General features: G+C 69.6%; 13 protein-coding genes and 1 tRNA gene. 4 read left to right on the forward strand and 10 right to left on the reverse strand.

Features of this window, described 5'->3' with window-relative positions; all coding sequences use genetic code 11:
• Positions 1-12: 12 nt before the first annotated feature.
• Positions 13-687 carry an ANTAR domain-containing response regulator gene (locus ACWDUZ_RS08810; RefSeq protein ID WP_451631095.1) on the reverse strand — a complete coding sequence of 225 codons (675 nt, stop codon included), beginning with the start codon at positions 685-687 and terminating at the stop codon, positions 13-15.
• A 101-nt stretch (positions 688-788) separates the two neighbouring features.
• On the opposite strand from ACWDUZ_RS08810, the gene ACWDUZ_RS08815 reads away from it, so the two are divergent.
• Both ACWDUZ_RS08815 and ACWDUZ_RS08820 read left to right on the forward strand, forming a co-directional pair.
• Positions 789-875 (forward strand) — tRNA-Leu (locus ACWDUZ_RS08815).
• Between the two features lie 79 nt (positions 876-954).
• Entirely contained in the window at positions 955-1743 is a 789-nt protein-coding gene (locus ACWDUZ_RS08820; RefSeq protein ID WP_451631096.1) for a helix-turn-helix domain-containing protein, read from the forward strand.
• A gap of 8 nt (positions 1744-1751) precedes the next feature.
• Here ACWDUZ_RS08820 and pyk read toward each other — a convergent pair whose 3' ends face one another.
• A complete protein-coding gene (pyk, locus tag ACWDUZ_RS08825) occupies positions 1752-3188 on the reverse strand; it encodes a pyruvate kinase (protein WP_451631097.1) in 1437 nt (478 codons plus the stop codon).
• A gap of 269 nt (positions 3189-3457) precedes the next feature.
• Here pyk and ACWDUZ_RS08830 point away from each other — a divergent pair, with 269 nt between their 5' ends.
• Positions 3458-5275, forward strand: a complete 1818-nt coding sequence (locus ACWDUZ_RS08830; RefSeq protein ID WP_451631198.1) for a bifunctional metallophosphatase/5'-nucleotidase — start codon at positions 3458-3460, stop codon at positions 5273-5275.
• 48 nt (positions 5276-5323) lie between these two features.
• Here ACWDUZ_RS08830 and ACWDUZ_RS08835 read toward each other — a convergent pair whose 3' ends face one another.
• From ACWDUZ_RS08835 to ACWDUZ_RS08850, 4 genes are all read right to left on the reverse strand, one after another.
• Positions 5324-6781 (reverse strand): lysine N(6)-hydroxylase/L-ornithine N(5)-oxygenase family protein, encoded by a 1458-nt coding sequence (locus tag ACWDUZ_RS08835; RefSeq protein ID WP_451631098.1) that lies wholly within the window; start codon positions 6779-6781, stop codon positions 5324-5326.
• A complete protein-coding gene (locus tag ACWDUZ_RS08840; RefSeq protein ID WP_451631099.1) occupies positions 6778-8202 on the reverse strand; it encodes a pyridoxal phosphate-dependent decarboxylase family protein in 1425 nt (474 codons plus the stop codon). The genes ACWDUZ_RS08835 and ACWDUZ_RS08840 overlap by 4 nt, the downstream gene beginning before the upstream one ends.
• A 223-nt stretch (positions 8203-8425) precedes the next feature.
• Entirely contained in the window at positions 8426-10936 is a 2511-nt protein-coding gene (gene pepN, locus ACWDUZ_RS08845) for an aminopeptidase N (protein ID WP_451631100.1), read from the reverse strand.
• A 324-nt stretch (positions 10937-11260) separates the two neighbouring features.
• Positions 11261-11611, reverse strand: a complete 351-nt coding sequence (locus ACWDUZ_RS08850; RefSeq protein ID WP_451631101.1) for a chorismate mutase — start codon at positions 11609-11611, stop codon at positions 11261-11263.
• A 98-nt stretch (positions 11612-11709) separates the two neighbouring features.
• On the opposite strand from ACWDUZ_RS08850, the gene ACWDUZ_RS08855 reads away from it, so the two are divergent.
• A complete protein-coding gene (locus ACWDUZ_RS08855; protein WP_451631102.1) occupies positions 11710-12609 on the forward strand; it encodes a hypothetical protein in 900 nt (299 codons plus the stop codon).
• A gap of 12 nt (positions 12610-12621) precedes the next feature.
• Here ACWDUZ_RS08855 and ACWDUZ_RS08860 read toward each other — a convergent pair whose 3' ends face one another.
• The 4 genes from ACWDUZ_RS08860 to ACWDUZ_RS08875 all read right to left on the reverse strand — a co-directional run bounded on the left by ACWDUZ_RS08860 (position 12622) and on the right by ACWDUZ_RS08875 (position 20175).
• Positions 12622-12903, reverse strand: coding sequence for a hypothetical protein (locus ACWDUZ_RS08860; protein ID WP_451631103.1), 282 nt, complete (start codon positions 12901-12903; stop codon positions 12622-12624).
• A gap of 98 nt (positions 12904-13001) precedes the next feature.
• On the reverse strand, positions 13002-14465 hold the full coding sequence (locus ACWDUZ_RS08865) for a glutamate synthase subunit beta (RefSeq protein WP_451631104.1): 1464 nt from the start codon (positions 14463-14465) through the stop codon (positions 13002-13004).
• Complete coding sequence (gltB, locus tag ACWDUZ_RS08870; RefSeq protein WP_451631199.1) at positions 14458-18969, reverse strand: glutamate synthase large subunit; 4512 nt, start codon at positions 18967-18969, stop codon at positions 14458-14460. Before gltB ends, ACWDUZ_RS08865 begins: the two co-directional genes overlap by 8 nt.
• Positions 18970-19443: 474 nt before the next feature.
• On the reverse strand, positions 19444-20175 hold the full coding sequence (locus tag ACWDUZ_RS08875; RefSeq protein ID WP_451631105.1) for a VIT1/CCC1 transporter family protein: 732 nt from the start codon (positions 20173-20175) through the stop codon (positions 19444-19446).
• Positions 20176-20325 lie beyond the last annotated feature (150 nt).

Genomic DNA, 20325 nt, shown 5'->3' on the forward strand with positions numbered 1-20325 from the left:
GAAACCAGGCGCTCAGCCCTCCTCGGACCTCCCACCCTTCGCCGCCCTCTTCTCCGCACTGTCCTCGATGACCGCCTCCGCCACCTGCTGCATCGACATACGACGATCCATCGACGTCTTCTGAATCCAACGGAACGCCGCCGGCTCCGTCAGCCCGTACTCCGTCTGCAGGACCGACTTCGCCCGATCCACCAGCTTCCGCGTCTCCAGACGCTGAGAGAGGTCCGCGACCTCCTTCTCCAGCTCCTTCAACTCCGTGAACCGCGACACGGCCATCTCGATCGCCGGCACCACATCACTCTTGCTGAACGGCTTCACCAGATACGCCATCGCACCCGCGTCCCTGGCCCGCTCCACCAGATCACGCTGCGAGAACGCCGTCAGCATCAACACCGGCGCGATCCGCTCCTCCGCGATCCGCTCCGCCGCCGAGATACCATCCAGCTTCGGCATCTTCACATCAAGAATCACCAGGTCAGGACGGTGCTCCCGCGCCAGCTCCACCGCCCGCTCACCATCGCCGGCCTCACCGACGACCGAGTACCCCTCCTCCTGAAGCATCTCTTTGAGATCCAGCCGGATCAGCGCCTCGTCCTCCGCGATGACGACACGCGTCGTCAGGGGAGGCACGTGCGACTTGTCGTCGTCGGGCACATCTACGGGCTGGGGCGACTCGGGGGCGGTCACGGGGGCGCTCCTAGCTTCCAGGCGGGGCAGGTCTGCTGCCTATGCAGCCTACCCAGCTGAAGTCGGTGGCGGTCACCGGGTACACTCCGATCAGTGCTGTCGCCGGGTTGGCGGAACAGGCAGACGCTGATGTCTCAAACACATCTGTCCGTGAGGACGTGCGGGTTCGAGTCCCGCACCCGGCACCAGTCAAAGCGGAAGGTCACGTTCGCGTGATCTTCCGCTTTTTGCTGCGTGTCGCCACAAGCCGTGACCCAGCGTGTTCACATGTACTACCACAGCACAGAAGTGCGACAGAGGGCGCTGACTCTGCTGCGCAACGGCACGAAGAACGCCGAAGTGGCTCGTCGACTCGGCGTTCCGCTGGGAACCATCAGCTACTGGAAGCACGTGGACCGCGCGAAGCGTGGCGAGTGTCCTGGCAGGCGGAGCCCCGAATGTCCCCGCTGCGACGGGCGGGAACTAGATCACGCGGCGTACAGCTACCTTCTCGGTCTGTATCTCGGAGACGGACACATCAGCCACTACTCAGGACACCGCGTACCCACCCTGATGATCACTTGCGCCGAGTCATGGCCGGGGCTCATCGAAGACTGCAGACAAGCCATGCTCGCTGTGTTCCCCAGCAACTCGGTGTGCCACAACCGCCGGACAGGATGCCGGGACGTCAAGGTGTACTCGAAACACCTTCACTGCCTTTTCCCACAGCACGGCCCCGGCAAGAAGCACGAGCGCCGGATCATTCTTGTGCCCTGGCAGCAGGAGATCGTGGACGAGCACCCCTGGGAATTCATCCGGGGCCTCATCCACTCCGACGGCTGTCGCATCACCAACTGGACGACCCGCCTCGTCGGCGGTGAGCGCAAGCGTTACGAATACCCCCGGTACTTCTTCAGCAACAAGTCAGACGACATCCGTAGGCTCTTCAGCGACACGCTCGACAAGGTCGGCGTCGAGTGGACCACATTGGCTCGCGGCAGCGACCCCTTCAACATCTCCATCGCCCGCAAAGCCTCCGTAGCCCTCATGGACGCCCACGTAGGCCCCAAATACTGACGACCGCCCTACTTGGGGCTGTCGTCCTCCCCGATGTGGTGCACCCGGACCATGTTCGTCGCGCCCGGCACCCCCGGAGGGGACCCCGCCGTGATCACCACGGTGTCGCCCCGCTCGCAGCGGCCGTACCTCAGGAGCAGTTCGTCCACCTGGGCGACCATCGCGTCCGTGGAGTCGACGTGGGGGCCGAGGAAGGTTTCGACGCCCCAGGTGGTGCTGAGCTGGGAGCGGGTGGCCGGTTCGGGGGTGAAGGCGAGGAGGGGGATGGGTGAGCGGTAGCGGGAGAGGCGGCGGGCGGTGTCGCCGGACTGGGTGAAGGCGACGAGGAACGTGGCGCCGAGGAAGTCGCCGATCTCGGCTGCTGCGCGGGCGACGGCGCCGCCCTGGGTGCGGGGTTTGTTGCGTTCGGTCAGTGGTGGCAGGCCCTTGGCGAGGATGTCTTCCTCGGCCGCGGCGACGATCTTGGCCATGGTGCGGACGGCCTGGACGGGGTGGTTGCCGACGCTGGTCTCGCCGGAGAGCATCACCGCGTCGGTGCCGTCGATGACGGCGTTGGCGACGTCCGATGCCTCTGCCCTGGTGGGGCGGGCGTTGTCGATCATGGAGTCGAGCATCTGGGTGGCGACGATGACCGGTTTGGCGTTGCGTCGGGCGAGTTTGATGGCGCGTTTTTGGACGATGGGGACTTGTTCGAGGGGCATCTCCACGCCGAGGTCGCCTCTGGCGACCATGATGCCGTCGAAGGCGGCGACGATGTCGTCCATGGCTTCGACGGCCTGGGGTTTTTCGATCTTGGCGATGACGGGGAGGCGGCGGCCTTCGTCGTCCATGATGCGGTGGACGTCGAGGATGTCGCGGCCGTTGCGGACGAAGGAGAGGGCGATGGCGTCGAAGCCGGTGCGCAGGGCCCAGCGGAGGTCGTCCTCGTCTTTTTTGGAGAGGGCGGGGACGGAGACGGCGACTCCGGGGAGGTTGAGGCCTTTGTGGTCGGAGATGATGCCGGCGTCGATGACTTGGGTGTGGACACGGGGGCCTTCGACGGCGGTGACTTTGAGGGTGACGCGGCCGTCGTCGACGAGGATGCGTTCGCCGGGGGTGACGTCGTCGGCGAGGCCGGCGTAGGTGGTGCCACAGATGTGGCGGTCGCCTTCGATGCCTTCTTCGACGGTGATGGTGAAGGTGTCGCCGCGTTCGAGGAGTACGGGGCCTTCGTGGAAGCGGCCGAGGCGGATCTTCGGGCCTTGAAGGTCGGCGAGGGTGCCGACGCTGCGGCCGGTTTCGTCGGCGGCTGTGCGTACGTGCTGGTAGCGCTCCTCGTGTTCGGCGTGTCCGCCGTGGCTGAGGTTGAGGCGGGCGACGTCCATTCCGGTGTCGACCAGTGCCTTGATCTGGTCGTACGTGGCTGTGGCGGGCCCCAATGTACAGACGATCTTTGCTCGGCGCATGGTGTCGAGCCTAGGGCTTACCGGTGGGTAGGGGCTTGGTGTGGTGTGTCTGCTCAACGTCCTTCGGGTGACGTGTTATTGACACTTGTTGAAGTGTGTGGGGCGGGGGTCGTCCGATCGGGTGTCGGTGCTGGTCATCAGATCGCAACGTGCGGGGGGTGTTCCGTTCAGCATGCACGGGTCAGAATCTACGCGCGTCCGTATGTCTGTGCGGGCGTGTCTACGCGCGTTGCGAAGACTATTGCCCCCTTCTCGCGAGGAGAGCCAGCATGGCGTTGGACCGCCGGAAGTTCCTGAAGAAGTCGGCCGTGACGGGGGCGGGGGTGGCGCTGGCGGGTGCGGCGGCTCCGGCGGCGCGGGCGGCCGAGGCCTCGGCCGGTTCCGCGTCGGGTCCGGGCAAGCACCCCAAGCGGTACTCGCTGACGGTGATGGGCACGACGGATCTGCACGGACACGTCTTCAACTGGGACTACTTCAAAAACGCCGAGTATGCGGACGCGGCGGGCAACGCGCAGGGTCTGGCGCGGATCTCGACGCTGGTGAACCAGGTCCGCGAGGAGAAGGGCCGTGGCAACACGCTGCTGCTGGACGCGGGGGACACGATCCAGGGCACGCCGTTGACGTACTACTACGCCAAGGTGGATCCGATCACGGCCGAGGGTGGTCCGGTGCATCCGATGGCGCAGGCGATGAACGCGATCGGGTACGACGCGGCGGCGCTGGGCAACCACGAGTTCAACTACGGTATCGAGACGCTGCGGAAGTTCGAGCAGCAGTGCGATTTCCCGCTGTTGGGTGCGAACGCGCTGGACGCGAGGACGCAGCGGCCGGCGTTCGCGCCGTACTTCATCAAGGAGTTCCGTCCGCATGGTGCGCCGCCGGTGAAGGTGGCGGTGCTGGGTCTGACGAATCCGGGTATCGCGATCTGGGACAAGGCGTATGTGCAGGGGAAGCTGACGTTTCCGGGGCTGGAGGAGCAGGCGGCGAAGTGGGTGCCGAAGCTGCGTTCGATGGGTGCGGACGTGGTGATCGTGTCGGCGCATTCGGGTACGTCGGGTCAGTCGTCGTACGGTGACCAGTTGCCGTATGTGGAGGATGCGGCGGCGAACGTGGCGCGGCAGGTGCCGGGGATCGACGCGATTCTGGTGGGGCACGCGCATCTGGAGATCGAGGAGCTGAAGGTCGTCAACGAGGCGACGGGGAAGACGGTGGTGTTGTCCGAGCCGCTGTGTTTCGCCGAGCGGCTGGCCCTGTTCGACATCGAGTTGGTGTTCGGCAGGGGTCGGTGGGAGGTGGAGTCGGTGTCGGCGTCGCTGCGCAACTCCAACTCGGTGGCCGACGATCCGGCGATCGCGAAGCTGCTGGACGACGAGCACGAGAAGGTCGTGGCGTACGTCAATCAGGTGGTGGGCCGGGCGACGCAGACGCTGACGACGGTGGAGGCGCGGTACAAGGACGCGCCGATCATCGATCTGATCACGAAGGTGCAGGAGGACGTGGTGAAGGCGGCGCTGGCCGGTACCGAGTACGCCTCGCTGCCGGTGATCGCGCAGGCTTCGCCGTTCTCGCGGACGTCTCAGATCCCGGCCGGTGATGTGACGATCCGGGATCTGGCGGGTCTGTACGTGTACGACAACACGCTGGTGGCGAAGTTGATGACGGGTGCTCAGGTGCGTGCGTATCTGGAGTATTCCGCCGGGTACTACGTGCAGACGGCGCCGGGCGCGCCGGTGGATGTGGAGAAGCTGACGAACGCGGGTGGCCGTCCGGACTACAACTACGACTATGTGTCGGGTCTGCGGTACGACATCGATGTGGCGCAGCCGGCCGGTTCGCGGATCAGGAATCTGACGTTCGGCGGGGTGCCGCTGGAGGACGGCCAGCAGTTCGTGTTGGCGGTGAACAACTACCGTGCCAATGGTGGTGGGGCGTTTCCGTTCGTGGCGTCGGCGAAGGAGTTGTGGTCGGAGTCGACGGAGATCCGTACTCGGATCGCCGAGTGGGTGACGGCGAAGGGTGAGTTGGATCCGAAGGACTTCGCTTCGGTGGACTGGCGGCTGACGCGGGACGGTTCGCCGGTGTTCTAGCGGTTGGGTTGCCCGCGGTTGCGCGGTGCGGCTGGTGTGGTGGCGGCCTCAGATTCCGTCTGCCAGGGGTGTCAGGGTTCTGGTCTGGCGCACGGGCGGGATCTGGGGCCGTTGTTGTGTGAGGCCGAAGGTGGTGAAGGCGGTGCGGTGGGGCAGGGGGTAGGGGTTGGTGCCGGTGATGGCGTTGAGGATGGTGGCGCTGCGCCAGGCGGCGAGTCCGAGGTCGGGGGTGCCGACGCCGTGGGTGTGGAGTTCGGCGTTCTGGACGTAGGCGTGGCATCCGGTGGCGGTGATGGTGGGGTCGAGGAGGAGGCGGTACTGGTCGTCGATGCGGGGGCGTTCGCTGTTGTCGCGGCGGAGGTAGGGGTCGAGGCCGGCGAGGAGGGGGGTGAGGGGGCGGGGGCGGTATCCGGTGGCGAGGACGACGGCGTCGGTGGTGAGGCGGGTGCGGGTGGCCTGCTGGGTGTGTTCGAGGTGGAGTTCGATTTTGGTGCCGGCGATGCGGCCGGCGGTGCGGACGTGGACACCGGGGGTGAGGACGGTGTCGGGCCAGTGTCCGTTGAGGGTGCGGTGGTAGAGCTCGTCGTGGATGGCGGCGAGGGTGTCGGTGTCGATGGCTTTGTGGAGCTGCCATTGGGTGGGCAGGAGTCGGTCGCGGACGGGTTCGGGCAGGGCGTGGAAGTAGTGGGTGTAGTCGGGGGTGAAGTGTTCGAGGCCGAGTTTGGAGTACTCCATGGGGGCGAGGGCTTCGGTGCGGCCGATCCAGTGGAGTCCTTCGTGGCCGGTGGGGCGGTGGCGGAGGAGGTCGAGGAAGATTTCGGCGCCTGATTGTCCGGTGCCGACGACGGTGATGTGTGCCGCGGTGAGCAGGGTGTCGCGGTGGTCGAGGTAGTCGGCGGCGTGGATGACGGGGGCTCCGGGTGCGTCGGTGAGGGGTTTGAGGGGTTCGGGGATGTGGGGTTGGGTGCCGATGCCGAGGACGATGTTGCGGCTGTAGGTGCGGCCGAGTGCTTCGGCTTCGCCGTCGGTGCCGAGTTGGGTGTAGTCGATTTCGAAGAGGCGGTGTTCGGGGTTCCAGCGGACGGCGTCGATGTGGTGGCCGAAGTGGACGGTGGGGAGGTTGTCGCTGACCCAGCGGCAGTAGGCGTCGTATTCGGTGCGTCGGATGTGGAGGTGTTCGGCGAAGTAGAAGGGGAAGAGCCGGTCGTGGGTTTTGAGGTAGTTGAGGAAGGTCCACTGGCTGGTGGGGTCGACGAGGGTGGTGAGGTCGGCGAGGAAGGGGACTTGGACGCGGGTGTCGTGGATGAGTTGGCCGGGGTGCCAGTGGAATCGGGGGTGTTGTTCGTAGAAGGCGGTGTGGAGGTGGGTGAGGGGGTGGGCGAGGGCGGCCAGGGAGAGGTTGAAGGGGCCGATGCCGATGCCGACGAGGTCGTGGGGGGTGGGCCGGCCGGGTCGGTGGGGTCGGTCGAGCCGGGTGTGGGGGTTGAGGTGGTTCGGGGGGTTCATGCGGGGGTGTTTCCTTCCACCAGTTTCAGGAGGGTGGCCAGGTCTTCGGGCCGGGTGTGGGGGTTGAGGAGGGTGGCCTTGAGCCAGAGCCGGTTGTCGAGGCGGGCTCGGCCGAGGACGGCGCGGCCTTCGGTGAGGAGGGTGCGGCGTACGGCGGCGACGGTGTCGTCGGTGGCGCCGGCGGGCCGGAAGAGGACGGTGCTGATGGTGGGCCGGTCGTAGAGCTCGAGGTGGGGGTGGGCGTGGATGAGGTCGGCGAGTTCGCGGGCGCGGGTGCAGACCTGGTCGACGAGGGCGCCGAGGCCGGTGCGGCCGAGGGTTTTGAGGGTGGCGGCGATTTTGAGGATGTCGGGGCGGCGGGTGGTGCGCAGGGAGCGGCCGAGGAGGTCGGGGATGCCTGCTTCGGTGTCGTCGTCGGCGTTGAGGTAGTCGGCGTGGTGGTGCAGGGCGGTGAGGTCGCGGGGGTGGCGGACGGCGAGGAGTCCGGCGGGGACGGGTTGCCAGCCGAGTTTGTGCAGGTCGAGGGTGACGGTGTGGGCGGCTTCGAGGCCGGTGAGTTTGTCGCGGTGGCGGTCGCTGAACAGGAGGCCTCCGCCGTGGGCGGCGTCGATGTGGAGGCGGGCGCCGTGGGCGGCGCAGAGTCCGGCGATCTCGGGGAGGGGGTCGATGAGGCCGGCGTCGGTGGTGCCTGCGGTGGCGGCGACGACGAGGGGGGTGCGGGGGCTGCCGGTGGTGTGGGGGCTGCCGGTGGTGTGGGGGCCGGTGAGGTGGGTGAGGGCTTGGTGGAGGGCGGCGGGGTCGAGGGTGCCGGTGGGGGCGCGGACGACGACGGGTTCGGGCAGGCCGAGCAGCCAGGCGGCGCGGGGCAGGGAGTGGTGGGCGTTGGCGCCGTGGACGAGGCGGACGCCGGTGGGGTGGGTTTCGCGGGCGAGGAGCAGGGCGAGTTGGTTGGATTCGGTGCCGCCGGTGGTGACGACGGCGTCGGCGAGGCCGGTGAGGTGGGCGAGTTCGCGGGTGACGAGTGCTTCGAGTGCGGAGGCGGCGGGGGCTTGGTCCCAGGAGTCGAGTGAGGGGTTGAGGATGCTGGCGGCGAGGTCGGCTGCGGCGGCGACGGCGAGGGGCGGGCAGTGCAGGTGGGCGGCGCACAGGGGGTCGGCGGGGTCGGCGGCGCCTTCGGCGAGGGCGTGGACGAGGGTGTGGAGCGCGTCGGGGTCGCCGTGGTCGGGCAGGATGTCCGCGACGGCGGCGCGCAGCCGGGCGGTGACGGTTTCGGGGCCGCCGGCGGGCAGGGGTCCTCCGCGGGCCTGGTGGCCGCTGCGCAGGGCGTCGAGGACGGTGTCGAGCAGGGGGCGCAGGGTGTCGGGGCCTTCGGCGCCGGAGGCGAGGCGCGCTGGGGGCTGGGGTGGGGGTGGCGTACTCATCGGCTGTCCTCCGGGGCGCGGGGCCTGGGGGTTCCAGCTTGTACGTCTGGGGTGCGACGCGCCCGGAATGCCGTGCGTGGGGAACCCGAAAGTGGGTATCGCCGTGCGGGTGGTGGGGGTTGGGGCGGGCGCGGTGGGGTGGGTGTGCGGGCCGGGTCGTGGCCCGGCCCGCACGTGGGGGCTGCTGTGGTGGGTGCTCCTTCTGGGGGTTGGCCTTGTGGGGTCAGGCGGTGCGGACGCGCAGTGCGCGTGCGAGGTCGTCGAGTTGGTCGACGAGGGTGCGGCGCAGGGCGGGTACGGGGTCGTTGTCGCGCAGGCAGGCCTGGCCGAGGTGGAGGTGGTCGGTGTCGACGGCGTGGGCGGGGAAGCCCCAGTGGCCGGCGGCGCGGGCGATGGCGGGGCCGCGGCGGGCGGCGACGGTGACGGCGTCCTGGTAGAAGCGGGGTACGTAGTCCTGGACGAGGTCGGCCTGTTCGGGCTGCCAGAAGCCTTGGGCGGTGGCGGTGAACAGGTAGTTGGACAGGTCGTCGGAGGTGAACATGGCGTGCCAGGCGGCGTGTTTGGCGTCGGGGTCGGGCAGGGCGGCGCGGCAGCGGGCGGCGCCTTCCTGGCCGGTGGCGGAGGGGTCGCGGTCGAGTTCGGCGGCGATGGCGGTCTCGTCGGTGGCGCCGAGGACGGCGAGGCGGGCGAGGATGCGCCAGCGCAGTTCGGGGTCGAGTTCGGGGCCGCCGGGGACGGTGCCGTCGGTGAGCCAGGAGGCGATGGTGTCGGGGTGGGCGGCGCTGTCGATGAAGTGGCGTACGGCGATGAGGCGCAGGCCGGGGTTGTCGCCGTCCTCGGTGCGACGGATGAGGTCGCGGCACAGGTCGGTGAGGGTGGCGAGGGCGGCGGGACGCTGGTCGGGGGTGAGGTAGCGGTCGGCGATGTGGGTGCGGGCGAAGGCGAGGACGCCCTGGACGAGGGCGAGGTCGGTTTCTTCCGGCAGGTGTGCCGCGGCAGTGGCCAGGTGGTCGGCGGGGGCGAGTTCACCGTCGCGGACCATGTCGCGCAGCGTGTTCCACACGACGGCGCGGGTGAGTGCGTCGGGGATGCCGGACAGGCCGCGCAGGGCGGTTTCCAGGGAGGTGTCGTCGAGGCGGATTTTGGCGTAGGTGAGGTCGAGGTCGTTGGGGACGACGAGTGCGGGGCGGATGCCGGGGCGGGGTTCGGGTGCGGTTTCGTGGGGTGCGTCGGTCTCGTAGCGTTCCCGCAGGGTCAGGGTGCGGCCGTCGGCGAGGTCGCGGTCGTAGACGCCGATGGTGACGCGGTGGGGGCGGCTGCCGTCGCGGCCGAGGGTGAGGGACCATGTGCCGGGGCGGGCGTCGGTGGACGCGGTGAGGGTGTCGACGCCGGTGGTGCGCAGCCAGGCGTCGGCCCAGGCGTGGACGTCGCGGTCGGTGGCGGCGGCGAGGGAGTCGATGAAGTCGGCGAGGGAGGCGTTGGCGAACTTGTGCCGGTCGAAGTGGATGTTGATGCCGGCCAGGAAGTCCTTCTCGCCGAGCCAGGTGACGAGCTGGCGCAGGGCGGAGGCGCCCTTGGCGTAGGAGATGCCGTCGAAGTTGAGGAGGGCCGAGGCGGTGTCGTCGACGCTTTCGGGGGCGACGGGGTGGGTGGAGGGGCGCTGGTCGGCGTCGTAGCCCCAGGCCTTGCGGGAGACGCCGAACTCGGTCCAGGTGTTGGTGAAGCGGGTCGCTTCGGCGGTGGTCTGGTAGCCCATGTACTCGGCGAAGGACTCGTTGAGCCAGATGTCGTCCCACCAGCGCAGGGTGACGAGGTCGCCGAACCACATGTGGGCCATTTCGTGGGCGATGACCATGGCGCGGGTCTGGCGTTGGGTGTCGGTGACGGCGGACCGGAAGACGAACTCGTCGCGGAAGGTGACCAGTCCGGGGTTCTCCATGGCGCCGGCGTTGAATTCGGGGACGAATGCCTGGTCGTAGGAGTCGAACGGGTAGGGCTGTTCGAACTTCTCGTGGTAGCGGTCGAAGCAGGCGCGGGTGATGTCGAGGATTTCGTCGGCGTCGGCGTCGAGGTGGGGGGCGAGGGAGCGGCGGCAGTGGATGGCGAAGGGCAGGCCGCGGTGTTCGGTGCGTACGGTGTGCCAGGGGCCGGCGGCGACGGCGACGAGGTAGGTGGAGATGAGCGGGGTGGTGGCGGCCTTCCAGGTGCCGTTGCCGGTGCGCTGGGTGATGCCGTTGGCGAGGACGGCCCAGGTGTCGGGTGCGGTGACGGTGAGGTCGAAGACGGCTTTGAGGTCGGGCTGGTCGAAGGCGGCGAAGACACGCTGGACGTCGTCGAGGAACAGCTGGGTGTAGACGTAGGTTTCGCCGTCGGAGGGGTCGGTGAAACGGTGCATGCCTTCGCCGGTGCGGGAGTAGTGCATGGCGGCGTCGATGCGCAGTTCGTGTTCGCCGGGGGTGAGGCCGGTCAGGGGCAGGCGGTTGCCGTCGAGGGTGTGGGGGTCGAGGGGCTGTCCGTCGAGGGTGGCGGAGCGCAGTTCGGCGGGCTTGAGCTCGACGAAGGTGTCCGTGGTGTCCTGGCCGGTGCCGGTGCGTACGGTGAACCGTATGACGGTCCGGGAGTCGAAGGTGTCCTCTCCACGGGTCAGGTCGAGGTCGACGCTGTAGTGGTGGACGTCGAGGAGCTGGGCACGGGTCTGCGCTTCGTCGCGCGTCAGTACGGACATGGACGCCATGGTGCCTGATCCCGCGGGCGGGGCACGAGGGAGTTCCGGGGGGTGACGTGTATCGCTCCCACGCCGGTGACCCGGGGCTGTGTGCGCCGGTCCGCGCGGCCCGTTCCGGCGCGCGGGGTCAGGTGGGGCACGTGGCGTGTTGCGGCGGGCGGGGTGCGGGGTGTGCGCCTGGATCCCGCGCGGGGGGTTCGTGGCGGGTTCCGGCCGCCCGGGGCCGGTGGTGGCGGCGCGCCCGGGTCCCCGGTGCGGCCCGCGGGTGGGTGTGTCGGGTGATGCCGGGGCAGGGGCTGGGCGGTGGCCTCGCAGAGGTGAGGCCGGGCGGGGTCAGTTCGTCCGGGCGGGGTCGCCGTTGGCGTTGTTCTCGGCGATGCGTTCGTGGTGGCGGATCACCTCGGCGATGATGAAGTTGAGGAACTTCTCGGCGAACGCCGGGTCGAGTTTGGCGTCCTCGGCGAGTGCGCGCAGGCGGGCGATCTGGCGGGCCTCGCGGGCCGGGTCGGCGGGCGGCAGCTGGTGGGCCGCCTTGAGGTGGCCGACCTGCTGGGTCGCCTTGAACCGTTCGGCGAGCATGTGGACGACGGCGGCGTCGATGTTGTCGATACTGTCGCGCAGGCGTGCGAGTTCGTTGAGGACGGCGGGGTCCATGTCGCCGGTACCGGTGCTGCTGGTGGTCATGGGGGTTCACCTTACGGGGCCGGGCCGCCCGGTTCCCGACGTGCGGCGTGGGCTGTGCATAGAGTGGAGGGGTTCAGGGCGTCTTTGGGGGTACGGACGTGGCGGACGACGGACCGGTCGAGCACGGTTTCCCGCATCTGGAGACGGTGTGTGCCGCGATCACGGCGCTGTTCAAGCGGCTGTCGTACGACACCGTGCAGACGTTCGCGACCAGTGTGGCGCCCGCCGACGTGGCGTTCTGCGACACCGAGGACCTGCATCTGGGCGCCCAGCGGGTGGCCCGGGAGCTGGTGCGCCACTACGGGCTGCCGGACGCGCGTCTGATCGTCAGCTTCCGGGAGATGAAGCACGCGGCGAACGTGGAGCTGACGGCGGGCCCGGAGTACTTCGTCGAGCTGAACGACCGTTTCCGCACCCATCGCCGGGACATCGGCGCGGCCCTGGCGCACGAGGTGATGCACGTCTATCTGCACCGCCTGGATCTGTCCTTCCCCGGTCTGCGGGACAACGAGATCCTCACGGACACGGCGGCGACGTATCTGGGCGCCGGCTGGCTGCTGCTGGACGCCTTCCGGGAGCACGGGGAGTCCTCGCAGAAGCTCGGCTATCTCACGCCGGAGGAGTTCGGGTACGTCCTGGCCAAGCGGGCGCTGTTCTTCGGTGAGGATCCCTCGACGTGGTTCACCAGTCCGCAGGGTTACGAGGCGTATGTGAAGGGGCTGGCCCGGGCGCGCCGTGACGAGCAGCAGCCGCCGCTGACGGCCGCCGGCTGGGCGGGCCGGCGCCGTTACGCCCGGGACCGGCGGCATGCCCAGGAGTCCGGCTGGGAGCCGCCGGCCGGGCCGGGAGCGCCGTACTCGTTCACGTCCTCGGGGACGGAGCCGCTGCGGGTGTCGTTCCCGTGCCCGACGTGCCGGCAGCGGATCAGGGTGCCGGTGCGCGGCCGGGTGCGGGCGCGGTGCGGGCTGTGCCGGACGGTGCTGGAGTGCGACACGTAGGCGGGGTGGCCGTCACCGTGCCGGGGTGCCGATGCCCTGGCGCACGGGCCGTCGCCGGCCACAGCGGGAACTCGGCGAGGGGTGGTCGAGTTCGAGGTGGACGGCGGACCGCTGCTCGTCGAGGCCGTGCTCGACGAGCGGGGCTCCCGCGCTCGTGTAGAGGCTGACCGGCGCGGGCGCGGTCTCCTCCCTCGTGCTCGGACCGGTCGCGGCCGTGTCCCGTTTCCTGTCCTGCCGGTCGGGGACGGGGACGCCGGGGAGGGCGCGCACGGTTTCCGGGGCGTGCGACGGCATGCGACGGCGCCTGCCCTGTTGTCCGGTCGGGGACGGGCGGGCAGGCGCCGACTGTGTTCCGTACGCCGTTGTACGGGACGTTTCTTCGTGACCGCGCGTCAGACCGTCAGCGAGCGGTCCGTCGGGCGGATCGGGGCCGGCAGGTCGGTGACGCCGGTCAGGTGGCGGTCGACGCCGCGGGCGGCCGAGCGGCCCTCGGCGATCGCCCACACGATGAGCGACTGGCCGCGGCCCGCGTCACCGGCGACGAACACACCGGGCACGTTGGTCTGGAAGTCGGCGTCGCGGGCGATGTTACCGCGTTCGTCGAGTTCCAGGCCGAACTGCTCGACCAGGCCGTTGATCCGGTCGGTGCCGGTGAAGCCCATGGCGAGGGTGACCAGCTGGGCGGGGATCTTGCGCTCCGTGCCCGGCTTCTGGGTCAGCTTGCCGTCGACGAACTCGACCTCGGCCAGGTGCAGCCACTGCACGTTGCCGTCCTCGTCGCCCTCGAAGTGGGTCGTGGACGCCGAGTAGATCCGCTCGCCGCCCTCCTCGTGGGCCGAGGTGACCTTGTAGAGGATGGGGAAGGTCGGCCAGGGCTGGTTCGTCGGGTGCCGCTCGTCGCTCGGGCGGGGCATGATCTCCAGCTGGGTGACGGAGGCCGCGCCCTGGCGGTGGGCGGTGCCCACGCAGTCCGCGCCGGTGTCACCGCCGCCGATGACGACGACGTGCTTGCCCTCGGCGGAGATCGGCGAGGTGACGTAGTCGCCCTCCTGGACCTTGTTGGCCAGGGGCAGGTACTCCATCGCCTGGTGGATGCCCTTGAGCTCGCGGCCCGGCACCGGCAGGTCGCGGGCCATCGTGGCGCCGGCGGCGATGACGACCGCGTCGTAGCGCTTCTTCAGGTCGGTCGCCTTGATGTCGCGGCCGATCTCGACGCCGGTGCGGAAGCGGGTGCCCTCCGCGCGCATCTGCTCGATACGGCGGTTGATGTGCCGCTTCTCCATCTTGAACTCGGGGATGCCGTAGCGGAGCAGGCCGCCGATGCGGTCGGCGCGCTCGTAGACGGCGACGGTGTGACCGGCCCGGGTGAGCTGCTGGGCGGCGGCCAGGCCCGCCGGACCCGAACCGATGACGGCGACGGTCTTGCCGGACAGGCGCTCGGGGATCTGCGGGGCGACGTCCCCGGTCTCCCACGCCTTGTCGATGATGGAGACCTCGACGTTCTTGATGGTGACCGGCGGCTGGTTGATGCCGAGCACGCACGCGGACTCGCACGGTGCCGGGCACAGGCGGCCGGTGAACTCGGGGAAGTTGTTCGTGGCGTGCAGCCGCTCGGAGGCGGCGGCCCAGTCCTCGCGGTAGGCGTAGTCGTTCCACTCGGGGATCAGGTTCCCGAGCGGGCAGCCGTTGTGGCAGAACGGGATGCCGCAGTCCATGCAGCGGCTGGCCTGCTTGGAGATGATCGGCAGCAGGGAGCCGGGGACGTAGACCTCGTTCCAGTCCTTGACGCGCTCACCGACGGGACGGGTCTTGGCGGCCTCGCGGCCGTGGTTCAGGAAGCCCTTCGGGTCAGCCATTGATCGCCGCCTCCATCATCTTCTCGGTGATCTCGGTCTCGGACAGACCGGCTCGCTCGGCGGCGTCCTTGGCGGCGAGCACTGCCTTGTACGTGCTGGGAATGATCTTGCTGAAGCGTTCGACGGCGGTGTCCCACTCGGCGAGCAGCTTCTCGGCGACGGTGGAGCCCGTCTCCTCCTGGTGACGGCGCACCACCTCGTGCAGCCACTGCTTGTCCGCCGCGTCGAGCGCCTCGATCGCGTCGAGGTTGCCGACGTTGACGTTGTCGCGGTCGAGGTCGATGACGTAGGCGATGCCACCGGACATGCCGGCCGCGAAGTTGCGGCCGGTCTCGCCGAGGACGACGGCGTGACCGCCGGTCATGTACTCGCAGCCGTGGTCGCCCACGCCCTCGGAGACGACCAGTGCGCCGGAGTTGCGCACGCAGAACCGCTCACCGGTCTTGCCGCGCAGGAACATCTCGCCGCCGGTGGCGCCGTAGGCGAGGGTGTTGCCCGCGATGACGCTGTACTCGGCGAGGTGGTCGGCCGCGCGGTCCGGGCGGACGACGATCCGGCCGCCGGACAGGCCCTTGCCGACGTAGTCGTTGGCGTCGCCCTCCAGGCGCAGCGTGATGCCGCGCGGCAGGAACGCGCCGAAGGACTGGCCGGCGGAACCGGTGAAGGTGATGTCGATGGTGTCGTCGGGCAGGCCCGCGCCGCCGAACTTCTTCGTCACCTCGTGGCCGAGCATGGTGCCGACGGTGCGGTTGATGTTGCGGATGGCGACCTGGGCGCGCACCGGCTGGGCGTCGGCGGCTCCGGGGGCGGCCAGGGCGTCGGCGGCGAGCTTGATCAGCTCGTTGTCGAGGGCCTTCTGCAGGCCGTGGTCCTGGCCGACGACCTGGTGGCGTACGGCGCCCTCGGGCAGTTCGGGCACGTGGAAGAGCGGCTCCAGGTCCAGGCCCTGCGCCTTCCAGTGGTTCACGGCGCGGGTGACGTCGAGGAGCTCGGCGTGGCCGACGGCCTCCTCGATGGAGCGGAAGCCCAGCTCGGCCAGGAGTTCGCGGACCTCCTCGGCGATGAACTGGAAGAAGTTCACCACGTACTCGGCCTTGCCGGCGAACCGCTCGCGCAGCACCGGGTTCTGGGTGGCGATGCCGACCGGGCAGGTGTCCAGGTGGCACACGCGCATCATCACGCAGCCGGAGACGACGAGGGGGGCGGTGGCGAAACCGAACTCCTCGGCGCCCAGCAGCGCGGCGATGACGACGTCGCGGCCGGTCTTCAGCTGGCCGTCGGTCTGCACGACGATGCGGTCGCGCAGCCCGTTGAGCAGCAGGGTCTGCTGGGTCTCGGCCAGGCCGAGCTCCCAGGGGCCGCCCGCGTGCTTGAGCGAGGTCAGCGGGGAGGCGCCGGTGCCGCCGTCGTGGCCGGAGATCAGGACGACGTCCGCGTGGGCCTTGGACACACCGGCGGCGACCGTGCCGACGCCGACCTCGGAGACCAGCTTCACGTGGATGCGGGCCTGCGGGTTGGCGTTCTTCAGGTCGTGGATCAGCTGCGCCAGGTCCTCGATGGAGTAGATGTCGTGGTGCGGCGGCGGGGAGATGAGGCCCACGCCCGGCGTCGAGTGCCGGGTCTTGGCCACCCACGGGTACACCTTGTGGCCGGGCAGCTGGCCGCCCTCGCCGGGCTTGGCGCCCTGGGCCATCTTGATCTGGATGTCGTCGGAGTTGACCAGGTACTCGGAGGTCACGCCGAAGCGGCCGGAGGCCACCTGCTTGATCGCGCTGCGCCGGGCCGGGTCGTACAGGCGGTCGGGGTCTTCGCCGCCCTCACCGGTGTTGGACTTGCCGCCCAGCTGATTCATGGCGATGGCGAGGGTCTCGTGCGCCTCCCGGGAGATGGAGCCGTACGACATGGCGCCCGTGGAGAACCGCTTGACGATCGAGGAGACCGGCTCGACCTCCTCGACGGGGATCGGCTTCCGGTCGGACTTGAAGCCGAACAGGCCGCGCAGCGTCATCAGGCGCTCGGACTGCTCGTTCACCCGCGAGGTGTACTTCTTGAAGATGTCGTAGCGACCGGTGCGCGTGGAGTGCTGGAGGCGGAAGACCGTCTCCGGGTCGAACAGGTGCGGCTCGCCCTCGCGACGCCACTGGTACTCGCCGCCGATCTCCAGGGCGCGGTGCGCGGGCGCGATGCCGGAGGCGGGGTAGGCCTTGGCGTGGCGGGCGGCGACCTCCTCGGCGATGACGTCGATGCCGACGCCGCCGATCTTGGTGGTGGTGCCGTTGAAGTACTTCTCGACGAAGGTCTCGTCCAGGCCGACGGCCTCGAAGACCTGGGCGCCGCGGTAGGAGGCGACGGTGGAGATGCCCATCTTGGACATGACCTTCAGCACGCCCTTGCCGAGGGCGTAGATGAGGTTGCGGATGGCCTTCTCGGGCTCGATGCCGGGCAGGAAGGTGCCGGCCCGGACCAGGTCCTCGACGGACTCCATGGCCAGGTAGGGGTTGACCGCGGCGGCGCCGTAGCCGATGAGCAGGGCGACGTGGTGGACCTCGCGGACGTCGCCGGCCTCGACCAGCAGGCCCACGTGGGTGCGCTGCTTGGTGCGGATGAGGTGGTGGTGGACGGCCGCGGTGAGCAGCAGCGACGGGATCGGCGCGTGCTCGGCGTCGGAGTGCCGGTCGGACAGGACGATCAGGCGGGCGCCGTTGTCGATGGCGGCGTCGGCCTCGGCGCAGATCTCGTCGATGCGGGCGGCGAGGGCGTCACCGCCGCCGGAGACCCGGTACAGGCCGGAGAGGGTCGCGGCCTTGAAGCCGGGCAGGTCGCCGTCGGCGTTGATGTGGATGAGCTTGGCCAGCTCGTCGTTGTCGATCACCGGGAAGGGCAGGACGACGCTGCGGCAGGAGGCCGCGGTCGGCTCCAGCAGGTTGCCCTGCGGTCCCAGCGAGCTACGCAGGGAGGTGACCAGTTCCTCGCGGATGGCGTCCAGCGGCGGGTTGGTGACCTGCGCGAACAGCTGGGTGAAGTAGTCGAAGAGCAGGCGCGGGCGCTCGGAGAGCGCGGCGATCGGCGAGTCGGTGCCCATGGAGCCGATCGGCTCGGCGCCGGCCTTGGCCATCGGCGCGAGGATGACGCGCAGCTCTTCCTCGGTGTAGCCGAAGGTCTGCTGGCGGCGGGTGACGGAGGCGTGGGTGTGGACGATGTGCTCGCGCTCGGGCAGGTCGCCCAGCTCGATCTCGCCGGCCTCGAGCCACTCGGCGTACGGCTGCCCGGCGGCGAGGGTCGCCTTGATCTCGTCGTCCTCGATGATGCGGTGCTCGGCGGTGTCGACGAGGAACATGCGGCCGGGCTGCAGGCGGCCCTTGCGGACGACCCTGGCCGGGTCGATGTCGAGGACGCCGACCTCGGAGCCGAGGACGACGAGGCCGTCGTCGGTGACCCAGTAGCGGCCGGGGCGCAGGCCGTTGCGGTCCAGAACGGCGCCGACCTGGGTGCCGTCGGTGAAGCAGACGCAGGCGGGGCCGTCCCAGGGCTCCATCATCGTGGCGTGGTAGCCGTAGAAGGCGCGGCGGGCGGGGTCCATGGAGTCGTGGTTCTCCCACGCCTCCGGGATCATCATCAGCACGGAGTGCGGCAGGGAGCGGCCGCCGAGGTGCAACAGTTCCAGGACCTCGTCGAAGGAGGCGGAGTCGGAGGCGTCAGGGGTGCACACCGGGAAGATCCGCTCCAGGGTGTCCTTGCCCCCGAAGAGGTCCGAGGCGAGCTGGGACTCGCGGGCGACCATCCAGTTGCGGTTGCCCTTGACGGTGTTGATCTCGCCGTTGTGCGCGACGAAGCGGTAGGGGTGGGCGAGCGGCCAGCTCGGGAAGGTGTTGGTGGAGAACCGGGAGTGGACGAGCGCGATCGCGGAGGCGAAGCGGCGGTCGGACAGGTCCGGGAAGAACGGCTCCAGCTGGCCGGTGGTGAGCATGCCCTTGTAGACGAGGGTGCGCGCGGACAGCGACGGGAAGTAGACGCCCACCTCGCGTTCGGCGCGCTTGCGCAGCACGAACGCCTTGCGGTCCAGGGCGATGCCTTCGCTGACGCCGTCGCCGACGAACAGCTGACGGAAGACGGGCATCGTGGAGCGGGCGGTGGCGCCGAGCAGCTCGGGGGCGACGGGGACCTCGCGCCAGCCGAGGACGGTCAGGCCTTCCTCGGTCGCGATGGTCTCGATCCGCGAGATGGCGTCGGCGGTGCCGTCCTCGGGCAGGAAGGCGATGCCGACGGCGTAGGAGCCGGCGGCGGGCAGCGGGAATCCGGCCACCTCGCGCAGGAACGCGTCGGGCACCTGGGAGAGCAGGCCGGCGCCGTCACCGGAGTCGGGCTCGGAACCGGTGGCGCCGCGGTGCTCCAGGTTGCGCAGAACCGTGAGTGCCTGCTCGACCAGCGTGTGGCTCGCCTCGCCGGTGAGGGTGGCCACGAAGCCGACGCCGCAGGCGTCGTGCTCGTTGCGGGGGTCGTACATACCCTGCGCAGCAGGGCGAGCATCCATGAACGACCAGTTTCGGCCGTTCGCGGAGTGCTGGGACGGCTGGCGCGGCGTACGCATCGGCTCTCCCGTCGTCGTCATGTGGCATGTGCTGGTGCCGAGGGACGACGTTGGCCCTCTGCGTAAGTGCGAAATTTCGTGCAGGTTACATGATGGAACGGTTTTCGGGAATGGGATGTTCCGTTCCAGCATGCGGACACCGCTGGGTCGGCGGCGGGGGTTTCCGCGCCCGGCGGTGAAGGCTTGTGTGGGGGCCGGGGAGGGGCGGGATCGGTTGGATGCGACGCCCGCCGGCCCGTGCAGGACGGGGAGGACGGCGTCGTCGCCCGCCCCGCGGGTGCTCGGTAGGCCTCATTGCCCACAGCGCTTACGGCTCATGCCCGGTGGTCACGCGGTCGAAACCAGCGGGTAATGGTTACTTATGCGAGACCACGCATAAGACCAGTCACATCATCCTACGGCCGTTCCGAACAGGGTACCCAGGGCGTACGTCACACCGGCGGCGGCGCCACCCAGGACAAGCTGCCGCAAACCGCTGAACCACCAGGTCCGCGCGGTCACCTTGGCCACCACCGCGCCGCAGGCGAACAGCCCGAGCAGGGCGAGCAGCACGGCCGGCCACAGGGCGCCGGCCCCCAGCAGGTAGGGAAGCACGGGAAGCAGCGCGCCGAGCGCGAACGAGCCGAACGACGACACCGCCGCGACCAGCGGGGAGGGCAGGTCACCGGGGTCGACGCCCAGCTCCTCGCGGGCGTGTATCTCCAGGGCCTGCTCGGGGTCCTTCGACAGCTGCCGGGCCACCTCGCGGGCGAGTTCCGGCTCGACGCCCCGGGCCGCGTACAGGGCGGCCAGCTCGTCCTCCTCGTCCTGCGGGTGCTTCCTCAGCTCGCGCCGCTCGACCTCCAGCTCGGCCTGGACCAGCTCGCGCTGGGAGGCGACGGAGGTGTACTCGCCGGCCGCCATGGAGAAGGCGCCGGCGGCCAGGCCCGCGAGCCCGGTGAGGACGATGGTCTGCTGGCTCACCGAACCGCCCGCCACACCGGTCATCAGGGCGAGATTGGAGACCAGACCGTCCATCGCGCCGAAGACCGCCGGGCGCAGCCAGCCGCCGTTCACGTCTCGGTGGGTGTGATTGTCCCGGTGCGCCTCGTGCAGCGTCGCTTCGGTGTCGAGGATGGCCATGTTCAGTCCCCCAGGCGGCTTGGGCCGAGCTTGCTTTTGGACGAGTTCTACTTTTCGACAACAGCGAATCTACGCCTCGAATTCCGCCGCCGCCAGCAAGGAAAGGCTGGGCTAACCTGCGGTTTCGCCTCATTCGCTCATACGAGATCA

This window comes from Streptomyces sp. NPDC003393, assembly GCF_053589015.1.

Excerpts from the sequence above, each read along its gene's own strand:
- ACWDUZ_RS08820 (WP_451631096.1), top strand. The coding sequence starts at position 955 with ATGTACTACCACAGCACAGAAGTGCGACAGAGGGCGCTGACTCTGCTG.
- pyk (WP_451631097.1), bottom strand. The coding sequence starts at position 3,188 with ATGCGCCGAGCAAAGATCGTCTGTACATTGGGGCCCGCCACAGCCACG.
- ACWDUZ_RS08830 (WP_451631198.1), top strand. The coding sequence starts at position 3,458 with ATGGCGTTGGACCGCCGGAAGTTCCTGAAGAAGTCGGCCGTGACGGGG.
- ACWDUZ_RS08835 (WP_451631098.1), bottom strand. The coding sequence starts at position 6,781 with ATGAACCCCCCGAACCACCTCAACCCCCACACCCGGCTCGACCGACCC.
- ACWDUZ_RS08840 (WP_451631099.1), bottom strand. The coding sequence starts at position 8,202 with ATGAGTACGCCACCCCCACCCCAGCCCCCAGCGCGCCTCGCCTCCGGC.
- pepN (WP_451631100.1), bottom strand. The coding sequence starts at position 10,936 with ATGGCGTCCATGTCCGTACTGACGCGCGACGAAGCGCAGACCCGTGCC.
- ACWDUZ_RS08850 (WP_451631101.1), bottom strand. The coding sequence starts at position 11,611 with ATGACCACCAGCAGCACCGGTACCGGCGACATGGACCCCGCCGTCCTC.
- ACWDUZ_RS08860 (WP_451631103.1), bottom strand. The coding sequence starts at position 12,903 with ATGCCGTCGCACGCCCCGGAAACCGTGCGCGCCCTCCCCGGCGTCCCC.
- ACWDUZ_RS08865 (WP_451631104.1), bottom strand. The coding sequence starts at position 14,465 with ATGGCTGACCCGAAGGGCTTCCTGAACCACGGCCGCGAGGCCGCCAAG.
- gltB (WP_451631199.1), bottom strand. The coding sequence starts at position 18,969 with ATGTACGACCCCCGCAACGAGCACGACGCCTGCGGCGTCGGCTTCGTG.
- ACWDUZ_RS08875 (WP_451631105.1), bottom strand. The coding sequence starts at position 20,175 with ATGGCCATCCTCGACACCGAAGCGACGCTGCACGAGGCGCACCGGGAC.